A 19,952-nucleotide genomic window follows, 5' to 3' on the forward strand; every position below is an offset into this window, starting at 1 on the left:
CTGGACTTTAGGGATTTGACGGATAAAGCCATACTCAGCGCGGCAATTGAGGCGAAAGCCAATGAAATTCAAAGCAGTATCCAGCTGTATGAAGGACCGCTGTTAAAGGCGGGTTTGTTCCACTGTGCAGATGGGGACCATCTCCTGATGGCGATTTACCATTTGGTCGTGGACGGGGTATCCTGGCGTATCTTGTTTGAGGATTTGGCTACTGCCTATGAACAGGCCGTTCATCAGGAAGTGCTTCAGCTGCCGGACAAAACGGATTCCTTCCGTTCCTGGTCACAAAAACTTTCCACCTATGCGAATAGCACAGCCATGGACAGTGAACACGCCTATTGGGAGCAATGGAACGCAGCTGCTTGGGCTGACCAAGTACGTTTACCTGAGGATCAAGCGCAGGCTGAGCCCTTTACCTTGGCTGACACGGATACAGTGGTCGTCCAGCTTACGGAAGAAGAGACTGAACGGCTGTTGAAGCAAGCACACCGCGCATATAACACGGAAGTGAACGATCTGCTTCTGACTGCACTGGGCATGATGCTGTACACGTGGACGGGTCATGAACGCAGCCTGATTAGTTTAGAGGGACACGGGCGTGAGAACATTTTGCCGGATACGGACCTTTCTCGTACGGTAGGCTGGTTTACGAGTCCATATCCGGTATTGCTGGACATCGGTCGCAATCACGCTTGGTCGGAACGCATCAAACGGGTCAAAGAGAGTCTGCGCCATATCCCCAATAAAGGAATGGGCTACGGAATCTGGAGACATCTGAGTGAATCCGGCCAAGTCGCCAGTCAGCAAGTAAATACACTGAACCTTGGTCAACAGCAAGCTTTTGCCGAGCCACAAGTAAGCTTTAACTATCTCGGACAGCTGGATCAGGACTTACAAAACAGCGATATGCGTAGGTCTCCTTACTCAATTGGATCGGTCGTTAGTGACCGGACGAAGATGAAATATGCTCTCGATGTGAGCGGGATCGTAACGAACGGCATCCTGGAACTGGACATTCGGTATAACGGCAAAGCCTTCCGTAAGGACACCGTCCACATGCTAGCCAATCTGCTGAAATCCAATCTGCTTGAAATGATCGAGCATTGTGTCACACGGGAGCGGACTGAATTGACTCCAAGTGATGTATTGCTAAAAGGTCTGACCCTGGAGCAATTAGATACGATTATCGAGCAGACCAAGACGGTTGGGGAATTGGAAAATGTGTATCCCTTGACCCCTATGCAAAAGGGTATGCTGTTCCATAGTTTGATGAATGCAGAAACAGGCGTGTATTTTGAACAGGCGACCTTTGATCTAGAGGGCCACTTTGAACCATCCCTATTCGAGGAAAGTTTGAAGCTGCTGGTTAGCCGGCATGCTATATTACGGACGAATTTCTACAGCGGCTGGTATGGTCAACCGTTGCAGATTGTCTATCGTCATAAAAATCCGAGCTTCCGTTATGAGGATGTCAGAGGGCGTGAACACGCTGTAGCTGAATTTGTGGCTCAGGATAAAGCTCGAGGCTTTAATCTAAGCAAGGATGCGCTCATGCGCGTAGCCGTCTTCCGCACGGGTGAAAGCTCATACCGTTTTGTATGGAGCTTCCATCATATTGTGATGGACGGATGGTGCCTGTCCCTGATGACGGACGAAGTATTTGGGGCATATGTTGCCCTGCTGGAGCACAAGCAGCCAGAGCTGGCACCTGTCAACCCGTATAGTGACTATATCGAATGGTTGGAACAACAGGATGCACAGGAAGCGACCCGTTATTGGAGTGACTATTTGGCAGGTTTTGAGCAGCAAACCTTGTTGCCTGGTGAAAACGCACAAGCTTCTGTCGTCGCACGCAATGAAGAATCAGACGGAAGCGGTGCGGGTTCCCATTCCGGCTATGTTTCGGAAAAGCTGCCCTTTAGGCTGGGTAAAGAACGGACTGCGGCATTAAACCAAATCGCCAAGCAACAACATGTCACGATTAACACATTGCTGCAAAGCGTTTGGGGCGTTATTTTACAGCAATACAATAATAATCAGGATGTTGTGTTTGGTGGTGTGGTATCCGGTCGTCCGGCAGACCTTCCAGGCGTGGAGAACATGATCGGATTGTTTATCAACACGATTCCAGTACGCATTGGCAGTGCACCGGATGCTACATTTGCTGAAGTATTGCAGCGCACCCAGGAACAGGCTTTGGCCTCCAGTGTCTATGATACGTTCCCGTTGTACGATATCCAGGCACTGACTGAACAAAAACAAGACCTGATTCATCACATTATGGTCTTTGAAAACTACCCGATCGGGCAACAGATGAAGCAGATGGGCGGTTCCGGCGAGACAAAGGCACAAACAGGCTTCTCGATTGCCAATGTGGCACTTGCCGAGCAAACCAACTACGATTTTAACCTGATTGTCGTGCCTGATGAGGATATCTCTATCCTGCTTGAATACAATGCGCTCGTGTATAGCCGGTCTGCCATGGAGCGTATCCAGGGCCATATCGACCATGTCATCGGACAAATCGTGAATAATCCGCATATCCGTGTGAATGAGCTGGAATTGGTGACACCGGAAGAACAGGCACAGCTCGTTCAGGTCTGGGGGGATACGGCGGCAGCCTATCCGCAGGATCAAACGCTAAGTGCACTGTTCGAGCAGCAGGCAGCGAAAACACCGGATCAGGTGGCCGTGTTGTGCGGAGCGGAATCGTTGACCTACGCTGAGCTGAATGAGCGCGCGAACCGTTTGGCTCGGACGCTGCGTGCGGAAGGTGTTGAACCGGATCAACCTGTAGGCATACTGGTTCACCGTTCGCTGGACATGATCGTAGGCATTTATGCGATCCTCAAAGCAGGCGGAGCTTATGTACCCATCGATCCAGACTATCCGGCGGACCGCATCCGCTTTATGCTGGAGGATTCGGGTGCGAAGCTGATACTGACGCAATTGCATTTGGCGGAGCAAGCCTCACTGAGTTTCGACGGCCAGGTGCTGGTGCTGGATCGCGAGGACATTTACCACGAAGACGGCTCGAATCTGGAGCCACTGGCTGGGCCACACCATGTAGCCTATGTCATCTATACCTCCGGCTCCACGGGAAAACCGAAGGGCGTGATGGTGGAGCACCATTCCGTGCTGAACCGGATTTTGTGGATGCATGATCGGTACGGCTTGAGTGCGGAAGATACGATCCTGCAAAAGACGGCCTTCACGTTCGACGTGTCGGTGTGGGAGCTGTTCTGGTGGTCGCTGGTCGGCTCGAAGGTGAGCTTGCTGCCCGTGGGCGGGGAAAAGAACCCGGAAGACATCGTCGACACGATTGCCCGCGATGGCGTGAGCACGATGCACTTTGTACCTGCCATGCTGCATGCGTTCCTAGAATATGTGGAGCAGCAGCCACAGGAAGTGATGCAAGCGAAGCTGGGCACGCTGCGCCACGTATTTGCCAGCGGCGAAGCGTTGCCGCCACAGCATGTGGCACGGTTCCAACGGCTTGTGTCGAGCCTGACTGGAGCGAAGCTGATCAACCTGTACGGCCCAACCGAAGCGACGGTGGACGTATCGTACTTCGATTGCGAGCCGGATGAGGAATATGGAGTTATTCCGATCGGAAAACCGATCCAAAATATTCGTCTGTACATCGTGAAGGAAGGCACGGAGCAATTGCAGCCGATCGGGGTTGCAGGGGAGCTGTGCATCGGCGGTGTGGGCGTAGCCCGAGGCTATCTGAATCGTTCGGAGCTGACGGCGGAGAAATTCGTAGCCGATCCGTTTGCCGGCGGGGAAGCAGGCTATGAACGGATGTACCGCACAGGCGATTTGGCGAGATGGATGCTGGACGGCAACATTGAATATCTGGGCCGGATCGACCATCAAGTGAAAATCCGGGGGTACCGGATTGAGCTGGGCGAGGTCGAATCGCAGCTGCTCCAAGTGGAATCGGTACGAGAAGCGGTCGTCGTGGCTCGTGCAGACGAAACGGGCCAAAAACAAATGGTGGCCTACTATGTCGCCGGACAAGAGCTCGGCGCCAGCGAGCTGAGAAGTGAGCTGGGCCGAGAGCTGCCAAGCTACATGGTGCCATCGTACTTTGTACAGCTGGAGCAGATGCCGCTGAGTCCAAATGGCAAAATTGACCGCAAGGCCCTACCGGCACCAGAAGGCAGCCTACAAAGCGGAACGGATTATGCAGAGCCGCGTACTGCTCAAGAACGCGCTCTAGTAGCGGTCTGGCAGTCGGTATTGGGACTACAGACTGTCGGTATTTTGGACAATTTCTTCGATCTGGGCGGCGATTCGATCAAGGCGATCCAAATCGCATCCCGTGCGTTCCAGGCTGGCTATAAGCTGGACATGAAGGATTTATTCCAGTATCCAACGGTGGAAGCACTGGCACCGCATATGCATGTGGTCAGTCGTATGGCAGATCAAGGAGAAGTGAGCGGGGAAACTGCTTTGCTTCCGATCCAGCATTGGTTCTTTGCGCAGGAGCGCGAACGTCCGCAGCACTTTAATCAGGCAGTTATGCTCTATCGTGCCGAGGGCTTTGATGAGACGGCAGTTTGCCAAGTCATGGATCATATTGTGAAGCATCATGATGCGCTTCGTACGGTTTTCCGTCAGGCTTCATCCGGTTACGAGGCTTGGACACGCGGTGTAGATGAAGGCGCATTGTATACGCTGGAAACCGCAGACTACCGTGAACAAGCAGCCTATGCGGAAGCGCTGGAAGCGAAGGCAAGTGAAATTCAAAGCAGCATCCACCTGTCCGAAGGACCTCTGGTCAAGCTGGGATTGTTCCGCACAGCCGAGGGCGATCATTTGCTCATAGCCATTCACCATTTGGTGGTGGACGGGGTATCGTGGCGGATTCTGTTTGAAGATTTCTCGACAGGCTACGAACAGGCGATCAAAGGCGAGCCTGTACGATTGCCCTATAAAACGGATTCCTTCCAAGCATGGGCACGGGAGTTGTCGTCTTACGCCAACCGTCCAGAGGCTGCATCGGATGAAGCCTACTGGCAGCAGCTGGAACAGGCCAAAGCGAAAGCGGCACCGCTGCCTAAGGATTTCGCCTACGAGGGTTCCTTGAATGCAGACAGCGAAGTGTTGACGGTGGAGTGGACCGAGGCTGAAACGGAGCAACTGCTAAAGCAGGCCCATCGCGCTTATAACACCGAGGTCAATGATTTGCTATTGACCGCGTTAGGATTGGCGATGCACAACTGGACAGGCGCCGGACAGGTGCTGGTGAATCTGGAGGGACATGGCCGGGAAGCAATCCTGCCAGAGGTGGATATTACACGTACAGTAGGCTGGTTTACGAGCTTGTATCCGGTGCTGCTGGACACAGATGTCAACCTGACGCTGGCCCAGCGGATTAAAGAAACGAAGGAAGGTCTGCGCCGCATTCCGCATAAAGGGCTGACCTATGGCACATGGCGCTACTTATCTCCTGCGTCTGCATCAGGTGAAGCGCAGGCGATTGGAGCAGAACCGGAAATCAGCTTTAACTACTTGGGACAGGTCGATCAGGATGTGCAAAACAGTGGAATCACATGGTCATCCTATAGCGCAGGGGAGACAGAGGATGCCCATTCACCGCTGCAATATACGCTGGATTTGAATGCAATGATCTCGGAAGGCACGCTGCGCTTGACGATTGCTTACAGCCGTAAGCAGTATCGCCAAGAAACGCTGGAACGTGTGGCGAGCCTGCTGCAATCCGCTTTGCAAGAGGTGATTGCGCATTGCGTCGCTCAGGAACAGCCAGAGCTGACGCCGAGTGATGTGTCCTTCAAAGGTCTGACGACTAGAGAACTGGAACAAATTGCGGAACAGGCGGCACATACCGGTGAGCTGGAAAATGTATACGCGCTGACGCCGATGCAAAAGGGCATGCTCTTTTACAATCTGATGGATTCGCAATCGGGAGCATATTTTGAACAGGCCTCCTTTGATCTGCGAGGACATTTTAATATCGCTGCATTTGCGGCAAGTTTGGATGTATTGGTGCAGCGGCATACGGTACTGCGCACGAACTTCTACAGTGGCTGGAAAGATGAACCACTGCAGGTCGTGTATCGGAATAAGCGCAGCGAACTGTATGTAGAGGATTTGCGGGATATGGAGCAAGAGCGGCAAAACGAGTACATCCTCGAATATACGCGCAAAGACAAGCAAAGAGGCTTTGATCTGGCGCAAGATGCTTTGATGCGTGTGGCTGTTTTGCGCACAGGTGAGGATGCGTACCGTTTTGTATGGAGTTTCCATCATATCGTGATGGACGGCTGGTGCTTGTCGCTGGTGACAGGCGAAGTGTTTGCGAGTTATTTTGCGATACTGGCTCATAAGCAGCCTGAACTGGCCCCTGTAACGCCGTACAGTCAATATATTGAATGGCTGGAACAGCAGGATCGTCAGGCTGCATCAGGTTACTGGAGCAAGGTTCTGGAAGGATATGAGGAACAGTCCCGCCTGCCGCAGGCTAAAATTCAAGGCAAAACGGAATATCAGGCGGAGCGTCTGGATTTTGACTTGGGCGCGGATCTAACGGCAGGCATTCAGCGCGTAGCCAAGCGTTATCAGGTAACGATCAATACGTTGATGCAGACCGTTTGGGGCCTTTTGCTGCAAAAGTATAATGGCACAGATGATGTGGTGTTTGGCAGCGTGGTATCTGGACGTCCGGCAGACATTCCGAATGTGGAGCACATCATTGGTCTGTTTATCAATACCATTCCTGTACGCATCCGCAGTCAAGTGGACAGCTTATTCTCAGACGTGATGAAGCAAACCCAAGAGCAATCGATTGCTTCCCATACCTATGATACGTACCCGTTGTATGAAATTCAGGGGCTATCGGAGCTTAAGCAGGATTTGATCAATCATATTCTTATTTTTGAGAACTATCCGGTAGAGGAACAATTGGAGCAATTAGGCAACGGAGATGAGTCCAACTTCAGTATCACCGGAGCTCAGTCTGTCGAGCAGACCAACTATGACTTTAACCTGGTGGTATTGCCGGGGAACACCATTCATATGAGCTTTGGGTATAATGCCTTGGCCTTTGAACGGGAAAGTGTAGAGCAAATTCGAGGTCACCTGGTGCAGCTGCTGGAACAGGTGACAGCGAAGCCGGACATTCGGGTGCATGAGCTGGATATGGTAACCACGCAGGAACGTGAGCAAATCGTTGAGGTTTGGGGCAATACAGCGGTAGCATATCCAAACGAGCAAACGATTCACGGCTTGTTCGAAATGCAAACTGCGCAGACGCCGGAGCAGACAGCATTGTTCTTTGAAGGAGAAGCGCTGACCTATCGTGAACTGAATGCACGCGCCAATCGATTAGCTCGTACCTTGCGTAGTCAAGGCGTGACGAAGGATCGTCTGGTGGGTCTGATGACTGAGCGTTCGGTGGACATGATCGTAGGTATCTTCGGGATTTTAAAAGCCGGGGGTGCATATGTCCCCATCGATCCGACCTATCCAGAGGAGCGTATCCGCTACATGCTGGACGACTCGGGTGCGAAGCTGCTGTTGACGCAAAGCCATCTGGTGGACAAAGCAGCTATCGACGGTCACGTGCTGGTGTTGGATGGGGAGCAAACGGTGTACCACGAGGATGGTTCCAATCTGGAGCCGTGGTCCGGTCCGAACGATCTAGCCTATGTCATTTATACGTCGGGTACAACGGGGCAGCCGAAGGGCGTGATGCTGGAGCATCACGGGCTGTGCAATTTGAAAACGTATTTTGATCAGACGCTCAAGATCCGTACGTCGGATCATGCGTTGCTGTTCGCCAGCTATTCGTTTGATGCGGCTTGCTGGGAAATCTTCCAGGCGCTGTTCTGCGGAGCCACGTTGTATGTGCCAACGACAGAGACGATTTTGAACTACGAGCGGTTTGAGCAATATATGGCGGATCATCACATCACGGTGGCCGCTTTGCCGCCGACCTATGCGGTCTATCTGGATCCGCAGCGGATGCCACACCTGCGTATTCTGTTTACGGCGGGTTCAGCATCCTCAACCGAGCTGGTATACAAGTGGAAGGATCAAGTGGCGTACTACAACGGCTACGGTCCCACCGAAAACTCGGTGGCGACGTCGATTTGGCCCGTATCCGAGGATGAGAGAGCCGGACAACTGATTTCCATCGGACGCCCTGTGCCGAATCATCGGGTATACATGCTGGATGTGCATGGACATTTGGCTCCGGTAGGCGTAGCGGGTGAGCTGTGCGTGTCCGGTCCGGGTCTGGCCCGGGGTTATCTGGATCGTCCAGAGCTGACGGCTGAGAAATTTGTAATTAACCCGTTTGCGGCTGGCGAAGCAGGGTATGAGCGAATGTACCATACGGGTGACCTGGCGAGATGGATGCCGGACGGCAACATCGAATATTTGGGCCGGATCGACCATCAGGTGAAAATCCGGGGCTACCGGATCGAGCTGGGTGAGGTCGAGGCACAAATTTTGAAAGTGGAAGACGTACAAGAGGTCATCGTACTGGCCCAGGCGGACGAACAGGGGCAAAACCAACTGGTGGCGTACTATGTTGCTGAACGGGAAGTAAGCGCTGGTGAGCTGCGCAGCTTAATGGGCGAGGAGCTACCAAACTACATGGTGCCTTCGTATTTGGTACAGCTGGAGCAGATGCCACTGACACCGAACGGTAAAATCGACCGCAAGGCCCTGCCGGCACCAGAAGGCAGCCTGCAAAGCGGAGCGGATTATGCAGAGCCGCGCACAGCGCTGGAGCAGACTTTGGCTTCGATTTGGCAGGCTGTATTAGGAGCGAAGAGAGTCGGAATTCTGGATAATTTCTTTGATTTGGGCGGCGATTCGATCAAAGCGATCCAGGTATCCTCCCGTTTGCTGCAAGCGGGCTACAAGCTGGACATGAAGGATTTGTTCCAATATCCTTCCGTCTCGTTGCTGAGCGGTCATGTACACAAGGTCAGCCGCACAGCCGATCAACGCGTGGTTTCGGGAAGCGTCAAGCTGACTCCGATTCAACAATGGTTCTTTGGACAAACCTCAGCAGAGCCGCATTATTTCAACCAGTCGGTGATGCTGTATAGAGCACAAGGCTTCGATGAAGCCGCATTGCGTGAAACGGTGACCAAGGTAACGGAGCATCATGATGCTTTGCGTATGGTCTTCCGTCAGACCGAACAGGGCTATGAAGCGTGGAATCGCGGTTTGGACGAAGGCGAGCTGTACAGTCTGGACGTTGTTGATCTGACGGATGTGCAAAACATTACAGATGTTGCAGCAGCCATTGAAATGAAAGCCAATGCCATCCAAAGTTCCATTCGTCTGGACGAAGGACCGCTGGTGAAGCTGGGACTTTTCCGCTGCATGGATGGAGATCATTTACTGATTGCCATTCACCATTTGGTCATAGACGGGATTTCGTGGCGGATTGTGTTTGAGGATTTTGCCACGGGATATGAGCAGGCCGTTCGAGGAGAAGCGATTCGCCTGCCTTATAAAACGGACGGTTTCTCTGCTTGGGCAGAGCGCTTGTCTCAATATGCGAATAGTCCGGCGATCGAAAATGAACGCGAATATTGGCAGCATCTCGCTCAAATGGAAGTCGCATCGTTGCCTAAGGATCAAGAGAGAGCGGAGGGACAACATTCTCTAATCAGAGACACTGCGACGGTGACCGTGGCTTGGAGCGAACAGGAAACACGACTGCTGCTTCAGGAAGCACACCGTGCGTACCACACCGAGGTCAATGATCTGCTGTTAACCGCACTCGGCACAGCGGTATATAACTGGAGCGGTCAGGAGCGTGTGCTGGTCAATCTGGAGGGACATGGCCGGGAAGCCATTGTTCCAGATATCGACATCACGCGTACCGTGGGCTGGTTTACGAGTCAGTATCCGGTGCTGCTGGATGTGGACGGAAAGGCAGCAGTCGGGCAGCGAATCAAGCGGGTGAAGGAAGACCTGCGCCATGTGCCGCATAAGGGTATTGGCTACGGCATTTTAAAATATATGTCTCAGCATGATGCCCATCCTTCCTGGACCCTGCAGCCTGAAATTAGCTTTAACTATTTAGGACAATTTGATCAGGACTTGGAAAATGGGGATATTACGCTGTCTTCACATCCAGGTGGAGAGCCGATGAGTGACCATACCGTACTGGAGCATCCTTTGAATGTGAACGGAATGATTACAGCGGGCGCGCTGACACTGGAAATTCGCTATGACAGTAAGGTATATCATCAGCAAAATGTAGAAAAATTTGCGCAGTTGCTGCAGGAAAGCTTGCAGGAAGTGATCGCTCATTGTGCCTCCAAAGAGCGGAGTGAGCTAACACCAAGCGATGTATTGTTCAAAGGCTTGACGCTTGGGCAGCTGGAACAATTGACGGAGCAAACGGCTTCTGTAGGTGAACTGGAAAATGTATATGCTCTCTCGCCTATGCAGAAGGGGATGCTGTTCCATAATCTAATGGAGCCGCAGTCAGGCGCCTACTTCCAGCAAGCCTCGTTTGATCAAAAAGGAAGCTTTGATGTTGAACTTTTCCGCAAGAGTCTGGATGTACTGACACAGCGTCATGAAGCGCTGCGGACAAATTTCCATATGTTTGAGACAGGACACAGTCAGGAGCCATTGCAGATCGTATTCCGTCACAAAGATAGCGACCTTTCTTTCCAGGATATACGGGAAATGCAGGAAGCGGAGCAACAGGCGTATATCCAGGCGTTTAAGCAAGAGGACCAGGCTAGGGGCTTTAATCTCGGTACGGATGCACTCATGCGCGTACAGGTATTGCAGACCCATGAAGAAACGTATCATTTGGTATGGAGCTTCCATCATATTGTCATGGATGGCTGGTGCTTATCGCTCGTTACGGGTGAAGTGTTTGGTACGTACTTTGCGCTGCTGGAGCAGAAGCAGCCGGAGCTTGCAGCGATTACACCGTATGGTCAATATATCGAATGGCTAGAGCGTCAGGATGAACGTGCGGCAAAAGAGTACTGGAGCAGCTATTTGGCGGGCTTTGAACAGCAGACGTTGTTACCTGGATCGGATACTTTATGGAAGGAGCCAACGCCGGACAGCAAGGAAAAAGAAAAGGAACATGTTCCATCCACTATTGCCAGTGAGACTAGCGAATATATTTCTGAAAAAATGACGGTTGATCTGGACCCAACGTGGAGCGAAGCCATACACCGGATTGCGAAGCAGCAGCAGGTCACGATTAATACGCTGATGCAGAGCGTGTGGGGCCTTATTTTGCAGAAATATAACAACAACGAGGATGTTATTTTCGGTAGTGTCGTATCTGGACGTCCGACGGATATTGCTGGCGTAGAGCATATGATCGGTTTGTTCATTAATACGATCCCGGTGCGGATTCAAAGTGAACGGAATGCCACTTTTGTGGAAGTGATGCGGAAAACGCAGGAACAGGCACTGGCCTCGGGAGCCTATGACAGCTTCCCGCTGTATGAAATTCAGGCATTGACCGAGCAGAAACAGAACTTGATTAACCACATTATGGTATTTGAGAATTATCCGGTAGAGGAGCAAGTTGAGCAGCTTAGTGAAGTTCGTCCGTCCGCTTTTGAAATTACGAATGTAGAGGTTGTCGAGCAAACGAATTATGATCTGGACTTGATTGTGATGCCAGATGAGCTTTTCCGCATCATGTTCAGATACAACGCCAATGTATACGATCGGTCTACGATAGAGCGAATGCAGGGACATGTACTGCATGTCATCGAGCAAATCGTGAATAATCCGTATATCCGTGTGAATGAACTGGAATTGGTAACACCAGAAGAACAAACACAGATCGTTCAGGTCTGGGGGGATACGGCGGCAGCTTATCCGCAGGAGCAGACGTTAAGTGCGCTGTTCGAGGAACAGGCGGCACGAACACCGGATCAGGTGGCGGTGCTGTTTGGAGCAGAGACGTTGACCTACCGCGAGCTGAACGAGCGGGCGAATCGTCTGGCGCGGACGCTGCGTGCGGAAGGAGTGAAACCGGATCAGCCAGTAGGCATTCTGGTACAGCGCTCGCTGGACATGATCGTGGGCATCTATGCGATCCTCAAGGCAGGCGGAGCCTACGTGCCGATTGATCCAGAATATCCGGCGGACCGGATCCGTTTCATGCTGGAGGACTCGGAAGCGAAGCTGGTGCTGACGCAATCGCATTTGGCTGAACAGGCGTCGCTGAGCTTCGACGGCAAGGTGCTGGTGTTGGATCGTCCGGTGCTGGGTGGCAAGGACATGTACCACGAAGACGGCTCGAATCTGGAGCCACTGGCGGGTTCGCGTCATGTAGCCTACGTGATCTACACCTCCGGCTCGACTGGAAAACCGAAGGGCGTTATGGTCGAACACCATTCCGTGCTGAACCGGATTTTGTGGATGCATGACCGTTACGGCTTGAGTGCAGAGGATACGATCCTGCAAAAGACCGCCTTCACGTTCGACGTGTCGGTGTGGGAGCTGTTCTGGTGGTCGCTAGTTGGCTCGAAGGTGAGCTTGCTGTCGGTAGGCGGGGAAAAGAACCCGGAAGACATCGTCGACACGATTGCCCGCGATGGCGTGAGCACGATGCACTTTGTTCCCGCCATGCTGCATGCGTTCCTGGAGTACGTGGAGCAGCAGCCACGGGAAGTGATACAAGCGAAGCTGGGCACGCTGCGCCATGTCTTTGCCAGCGGCGAAGCGTTGCCACCACAGCATGTGGCCCGGTTCCAGCGGCTTGTGTCGAGCCTGGCTGGAGCGAAACTGATCAACCTGTATGGACCAACCGAAGCGACGGTGGACGTATCGTACTTTGATTGTGAACCGGATGGGGAATATGGAGTTATTCCGATCGGGAAACCGATTCAGAATATTCGTCTGTACATCGTGAAGGAAGGCACGGAGCAATTGCAGCCGATCGGGGTTGCAGGAGAACTGTGCATCGGCGGTGTAGGTGTAGCCCGCGGTTACCTGAACCGTCCAGAGCTGACGGCCGAGAAATTCGTAGCCGACCCGTTTGCTGGCGGGGAAGCCGGCTATGAACGGATGTACCGCACAGGCGATTTGGCGAGATGGATGCCGGACGGCAACATTGAATATTTGGGCCGGATCGACCATCAAGTGAAAATCCGCGGGTACCGAATTGAGCTGGGCGAGGTCGAATCGCAGCTGCTCCAAGTGGAATCGGTACGAGAAGTCGTGGTCACGGCGCGTGCGGATGAAACGGGACAAAAACAAATGGTGGCGTACTATGTCGCCGGGCAAGAAATGGGTGCCAGTGAGCTGAGAAGTGAGCTGGGCCGGGAGCTGCCAAGCTACATGGTGCCGTCGTACTTTGTACAGCTGGAGCAAATGCCGCTGAGTCCAAATGGCAAAATTGACCGCAAAGCCCTGCCAGCACCGGAAGTCAGCCTGCAAACCGGAGCCGATTATGTCGCACCGCGGACGTGGGTGGAAGTGAAGCTGGCACAAATTTGGCAGGATGTGCTGGGTCTCACGCAGGTCGGCGTGAAGGAAAACTTCTTCGAGATTGGCGGACATTCGCTGCGGGCGACGACACTGGCCTCGAAGATTCACAAGGAGCTGAACAAGCCGCTTCCACTACGCAGTATTTTTGAAGCACCAACGATTGAGCAACTAGCAGTCGTACTGGAAGGTCTCGATCAAGTAACATATGCGTCCATTCCGGTAACGGAAGAACGCAATTTCTACCCGTTATCTTCGGCGCAAAAACGACTGTATGTATTGCATCAGTTTGATCCAAGTGATGTGAACTACAACATGCCGTCGGTGCTGCAAGTGAGCGGTCCGCTGGACGTAAAACGAGTAGAAGATGTGTTCCGTCAACTGATCGCCCGCCATGCAACCTTGCGTACCCGCTTTGAGCTGGTGGACAATGAGCCGATGCAATGGGTTGAGGACACCGTGCCGTTCAAAGTGGAATATACGAAGGTACAAGCAGAGCGTGCAACTACGGATACAGATCAGGACACAGCTACAGCTACGGACACGACGGTCAGCCAGGAAGCACAAGAACGGGTACGACAGTTTGTGCGTCCGTTCGATCTGAAAGCTGCACCGCTGCTGCGGGTAGGCTTGGTGGATCTAGACGTACAAGGAGCAGAGCAGGCATCCCAGCATCTGCTCATGCTCGACATGCACCATATCGTTTCGGATGGTGTGTCGATGGAGGTGCTGACCGATGAATTTGTCCGCTTGTATGGCGGTGAAGAGCTATCACCATTGCGGATTCAGTACAAAGACTATGCGGTATGGCAGCAAAGCGAAGCCCACCAGGAGTGGATGCAGCGTCAGGAAGCGTACTGGCTGGGTACCTTCCGGGGCGGCGTGCCTGTGCTGGATCTGGCAACCGACTTTGCCCGTCCGGCGGTACAGAGTACGGCAGGGGATACGATCGAATTCGGACTGGAGCGTGAAGTTAGCGAACGCCTGAAAGAACTGGCTTCGCAAACAGGTTCAACCTTGTATATGGTGCTGCTGGCGGCGTACACCACGCTCTTGCATAAATACACAGGCCAAGAAGATATCGTAGTCGGCACGCCGATTGCTGGAAGACCGCATGCGGAACTGGAGAGTCTGGTAGGTGTCTTCATCAACACGCTGGCAATCCGCAATTATCCGTCTAGCGACCAATCGTTCCTGGATTATCTGCAAGAGGTGAAGGAGCATGCGCTCAGTGCTTATGAGCATCAGGACTATCCTTTTGAAGAGTTGGTTGAAAAGCTGAATTTGACGCGGGATACGAGCCGAAATGCGCTGTTTGACACGATGTTTGAGTTGAAAACATTGGAGCAGCAGGAGTTGCAGCTGGAAGGTCTGACCTTGAATTCATATCCGCTGGAAAATAATACGGCCAAATTTGATCTGAGCTTGGATGCAATAGAGCAGCCAGAAGGCATTCTGTGCCGTCTGGAATACAGCACGGCGCTGTACAAGCCTGAGACCATCGCGCGATTGGCGCAGCATTTTACCGAACTCATACGTGCAATTACACTGCATCCACAGCAGCCACTGGCAGCTTTGGAGATGGTACCTGCCGAGGAAAAAGCACAAATCATCTACGGTTTTGGAGATGTGGGGGTATCGGATGTTGCTGCTGCTGAAGCAGGAGCCTTATTCCATACCTTTGTGGAAGAACAGGCGCAGCTTGTACCGGATCACGTGGCGGTAGTGTACGAGGAGCAACAGCTTACGTACCGGAAATTGAACGAGCGTGCGAACCAATTGGCGCGGAGATTGCGGAACGAAGGCGTTGGACGCGAGTCGATGGTTGGCATCTTGAGTGAACGCTCGGTGGATATGTTGATCGGCGTACTGGCGGTGTGGAAGGCCGGCGGTGCGTACGTGCCGCTGGATGCAGACTATCCGTCCGAACGTATTCGTTTCATGCTGGAGGACAGCGGTGCGACGGTGCTGCTGACGCAAATCGGCTTGCAGGAGCGCGCGCAGGTCTGGCTGGAGGAAAGCAATGCCTCATTGGAACAAGCAACTGGACTGTGCTTGAATACGATGCTGGCGCTGGACGATGAGTCGCTGTACATCGGAGACACCACCGATATCGAGCCGATTAACGAACCGCAGGATCTGGCGTATGTCATTTACACGTCCGGTACAACAGGACGTCCGAAAGGGGTCATGATTGAGCATCACAGCTTGGTGAATACGGCTGCGGCGTATCGCCGAGATTACCGTCTGAGCGAGTTCCCGGTACGTTTGCTGCAACTGGCGAGCTTCTCCTTCGACGTCTTCGTCGGGGATATCGCGCGGACGCTCTATAACGGCGGCACGATAGTTATTTGTCCGAAAGACGACCGGATTGATTTTAGCCGTTTGTATGGCTGGATTCGCGATTACCAGATTACCGTGTTCGAATCGACCCCGGCCCTGATCGTACCGTTTATGCAGCATGTGCATGAACAGGGGCTGGACATGAGCAGTCTGGAACTGCTGATCACCAGCTCGGATAGCTGCAGCGTGACAGATTACCGGGTGCTGCAAGAACGGTTTGGCGCGGATATCCGCATTATGAACAGTTACGGCGTCACGGAAGCGGCGATTGACTCCAGCTTCTATGATGAAGAGCTGTCGAAGCTGCCAAGCAGCGGCAATGTGCCGATTGGCCAGGCGTGGCTGAACGCCCGCTTCTACATCGTGGACAGCCAGCTGAATCCGGTGCCGATCGGCGTACTGGGTGAGCTGTGCATTGGCGGAGCCGGGGTGGCACGAGGCTACCTGAATCGTGCAGACCTGACCGCCGAGAAATTCGTAGCGAATCCGTATATACCGGGTGAACGATTGTACCGCACAGGCGATTTGGCGCGGTGGATGCCGGACGGCAATGTGGACTTTATCGGCCGGATGGATGATCAGGTCAAAATCCGGGGCTTCCGGATTGAACTGGGCGAGGTGGAAGCACAGCTGCTGACCGTGGACGGCATTCAGAAAGCCATCGTCACCGCCTGGGAAAACGAAGATGGAGACAAGGATTTGTGTGCGTATGTCGTAGCCTCTGAGGCGCTGAATTTGCCCGAGCTGCGTAACATGCTGCAGCCCAAGCTGCCGGGTTATATGATCCCAACATATGTTGTACAACTGGATCAATTCCCGCTGACACCAAACGGAAAAATTGACCGCAAAGCGTTGCCTGCGCCGGAAGCGCGCCTTGAAGGAGGCACAGCGTACGTGGCACCGCGGACACTGCTGGAAGAGCAGTTGGTACGTATTTGGCAAAGTGTTCTGAATCATCCGCAGATCGGTATTAAGGACCATTTCTTTGAAGTCGGAGGACATTCTCTGCGCGCGACAACACTGATGGCGAAAATCCATCAGGAGCTGAATTACAAGCTGGCGCTGCGAGATATTTTCCAATATCCGACGATTGAGCAACTGGTACAGGTGATGGGAGAAGATCAGACACAGCAAACGTATGTATCCATCCCTGTTGCGGAGGAACGTGCATATTATCCGGTTTCCTCGGCGCAAAAACGGATGTACGTGCTGAGTCACCTGGAAGGCGGAGAGGTTAGCTACAATATGCCGGGCGCTTTGATTATTGAAGGTTCCTTGGATAAAACGCGACTGGAGCAAGCCTTCCGCCAGCTGATTGTCCGTCATGAAGCCCTGCGAACCCGATTCGACATGGTGGATGGCGAGGTGATTCAACGGATTGAATCGGGCGTCGCATTCAACGTGGAGCATGTGCAGGCAAGCGAAGAAGAGACCCAGCAGTACGCACAGGACTTTGTACGTGCATTTGATCTCGCACAAGCACCGTTGCTGCGGGTTCAGTTGGTGGAAACCGGACCGGAGCGTCACGTCATGCTCTATGACATGCACCATATTATTTCGGATGGCGTGACTGAAGGCATTATCGTGCAGGAGTTCTCTCAATTGTATGAAGGCAAAGAACTGCCGCCCCTGCGCATTCAGTACAAGGACTATGCGGTTTGGCAGCATGCCGATATGCAAAGTGAACGTCTTCGTGAGCAGGAAAGCTACTGGCTGAACACGATGGCTGGTGACATTCCAGCACTGGATATGCCAACAGATTTTGCAAGACCAGCCGTACAGCGTCTAGAAGGAGATCGATTGGAATTTGCGATCAGCCTGGAGGACAGCGAGCAGTTGAAACAGCTGGCCGCGCAAACCGGCTCCACCTTATACATGGTGTTGCTAGCCGCATATAGCACGCTCTTGCATAAATATTCGGGGCAGGAGGACATTATCGTCGGCACGCCGATTGCCGGAAGACCGCATGCGGAACTGGAGGGCTTGGTAGGCGTATTCCTCAACACGCTGGCGATCCGCAATTATCCGGCTGGCGACAAAACGTTCCTGGATTATCTGCAAGAGGTCAAAGAGCATGCGCTCAGTGCTTATGAGCATCAGGATTATCCTTTTGAAGAACTGGTAGAAAAGCTGAATTTAACGCGGGATACGAGCCGGAATGCGCTGTTTGACACGATGTTTGAGCTGAAAACATTTGAACAGCAGGAGTTCGAGCTGGAGGGTCTGACCTTTAAAACGTATCCGACGGACAATCATACGGCCAAATTTGATCTGACCTTGGATGCAGTGGAGCAGCCGGAAGGCATTCTGTGCAGTCTGGAATACAGCACGGCGCTGTACAAGCCTGAGACCATCGCGCGATTGGCACAGCATTTTACCGAACTTGTTCGTGCAATTACCCTTCATCCGCAGCAGCCACTGGCAGCTTTGGATATGGTGACTGTCGAGGAAAAGGCACAAATCATCTACGGTTTTGGAGATGTGGGAGTATCGGATGTTGCTGCTGAAGCAGGGGGCTTGTTCCATACCTATGTGGAAGAACAGGCGCAGCTTATACCGGATCACGTGGCGGTGGTGTACGAAGAGCAGCAGCTTACGTACCGCACACTGAACGAGCGTGCGAACCAATTGGCCCGTAGACTGCGGAATGAAGGTATTGGCCGCGAGTCGATGGTCGGCATCTTGAGTGAACGTTCGGTAGACATGCTGGTCGGCGTATTGGCGGTGTGGAAAGCTGGAGGCGCATATGTGCCGCTAGATGCAGACTATCCGTCCGAACGTATTCGTTTCATGCTGGAGGACAGCGGTGCGACGGTACTGTTGACCCAAATCGGCTTGCAGGAGCGTGCACAGGTATGGCTGGAAGAAAGCCGACAGGCCTTGGCCGGAGAGCAGACTGAGGGCGAGTTGGAAACAGCGGCTGGCGCTGAGACGATGGAATCAAGTACTCTCCATGGAACCCTGAATGGAACAGCAGATTCGCCACCTGATAGCGAAGCAACATCCGAACCGGCAACGGGGTTGCGTCTGCATACCGTACTTGCGTTGGACGATGAGTCACTGTACACCGGGGATACCACAGACGTCAATCACATCAATGAACCGCAGGATCTGGCGTATGTGATCTACACCTCCGGTACAACGGGACGTCCGAAGGGCGTCATGATTGAGCATCGCAGTTTGGTGAATACGGCTGCGGCATACCGTCGGGATTACCGTCTGAACCAGTTCCCAGTACGGTTGTTGCAACTGGCGAGCTTCTCCTTCGACGTGTTCGTCGGGGATATCGCACGGGTGTTCTATAATGGCGGAACGATGGTCATTTGTCCGAAAAATGACCGGATTGATCCAAGCCGTCTATATGGCTGGATTCGCGACTACCAGATTACGGTGTTCGAATCGACCCCGGCCCTGATCGTACCGTTTATGCAGCATGTGTATGAACAGGGACTGGACATGAGCAGTCTGGAACTGCTGATCACCAGCTCGGATAGCTGCAGCGTGACAGACTACCGGGTGCTGCAAGAACGGTTTGGCGCGGATATCCGCATTATGAACAGCTACGGCGTCACGGAAGCGGCAATCGACTCTAGCTTCTACGACGAAGAGCTGTCGAAGCTGCCAAGCAGCGGCAATGTACCGATTGGTCAGGCGTGGCTGAACGCACGGTTTTACATCTTGGACAGCCAGTTAAATCCGGTGCCGATCGGCGTGCTGGGCGAGCTGTGCATTGGCGGTGCCGGGGTGGCACGAGGCTACCTGAATCGTGCGGACCTGACCGCCGAGAAATTCGTGGCCAATCCGTTCGTGCCAGGTGAACGACTGTACCGCACAGGCGATTTGGCGCGGTGGATGCCGGACGGCAATGTAGACTTTATCGGGCGGATGGATTATCAAGTGAAAATCCGCGGCTACCGGATCGAGCTGGGCGAGATTGAAACGGCGATCCAGCGGGTGCCAGGCGTGCGTCAAGCAGTAGTCATCGACCGGACGGATGAGCGTGGACACAAGTACTTGTGCGGATACATCACGGGAGAAGCCGAGCTGCGGATCGAGGAGGTACAGGCCGAGCTGGAAGCAGGACTGCCAGCACATATGGTACCTGCACGCTTGATGCGTCTGGAGACCTTGCCACT

General features: G+C 53.2%; 1 protein-coding gene. It reads left to right on the forward strand.

The window, feature by feature from the left end; all coding sequences use genetic code 11:
• Positions 1-19,952: non-ribosomal peptide synthase/polyketide synthase (locus ACUYLD_RS25185; protein ID WP_446676208.1), on the forward strand; the 19,952-nt coding region annotated here is incomplete at both ends.

This window comes from Paenibacillus sp. SER-28, assembly GCF_052906305.1.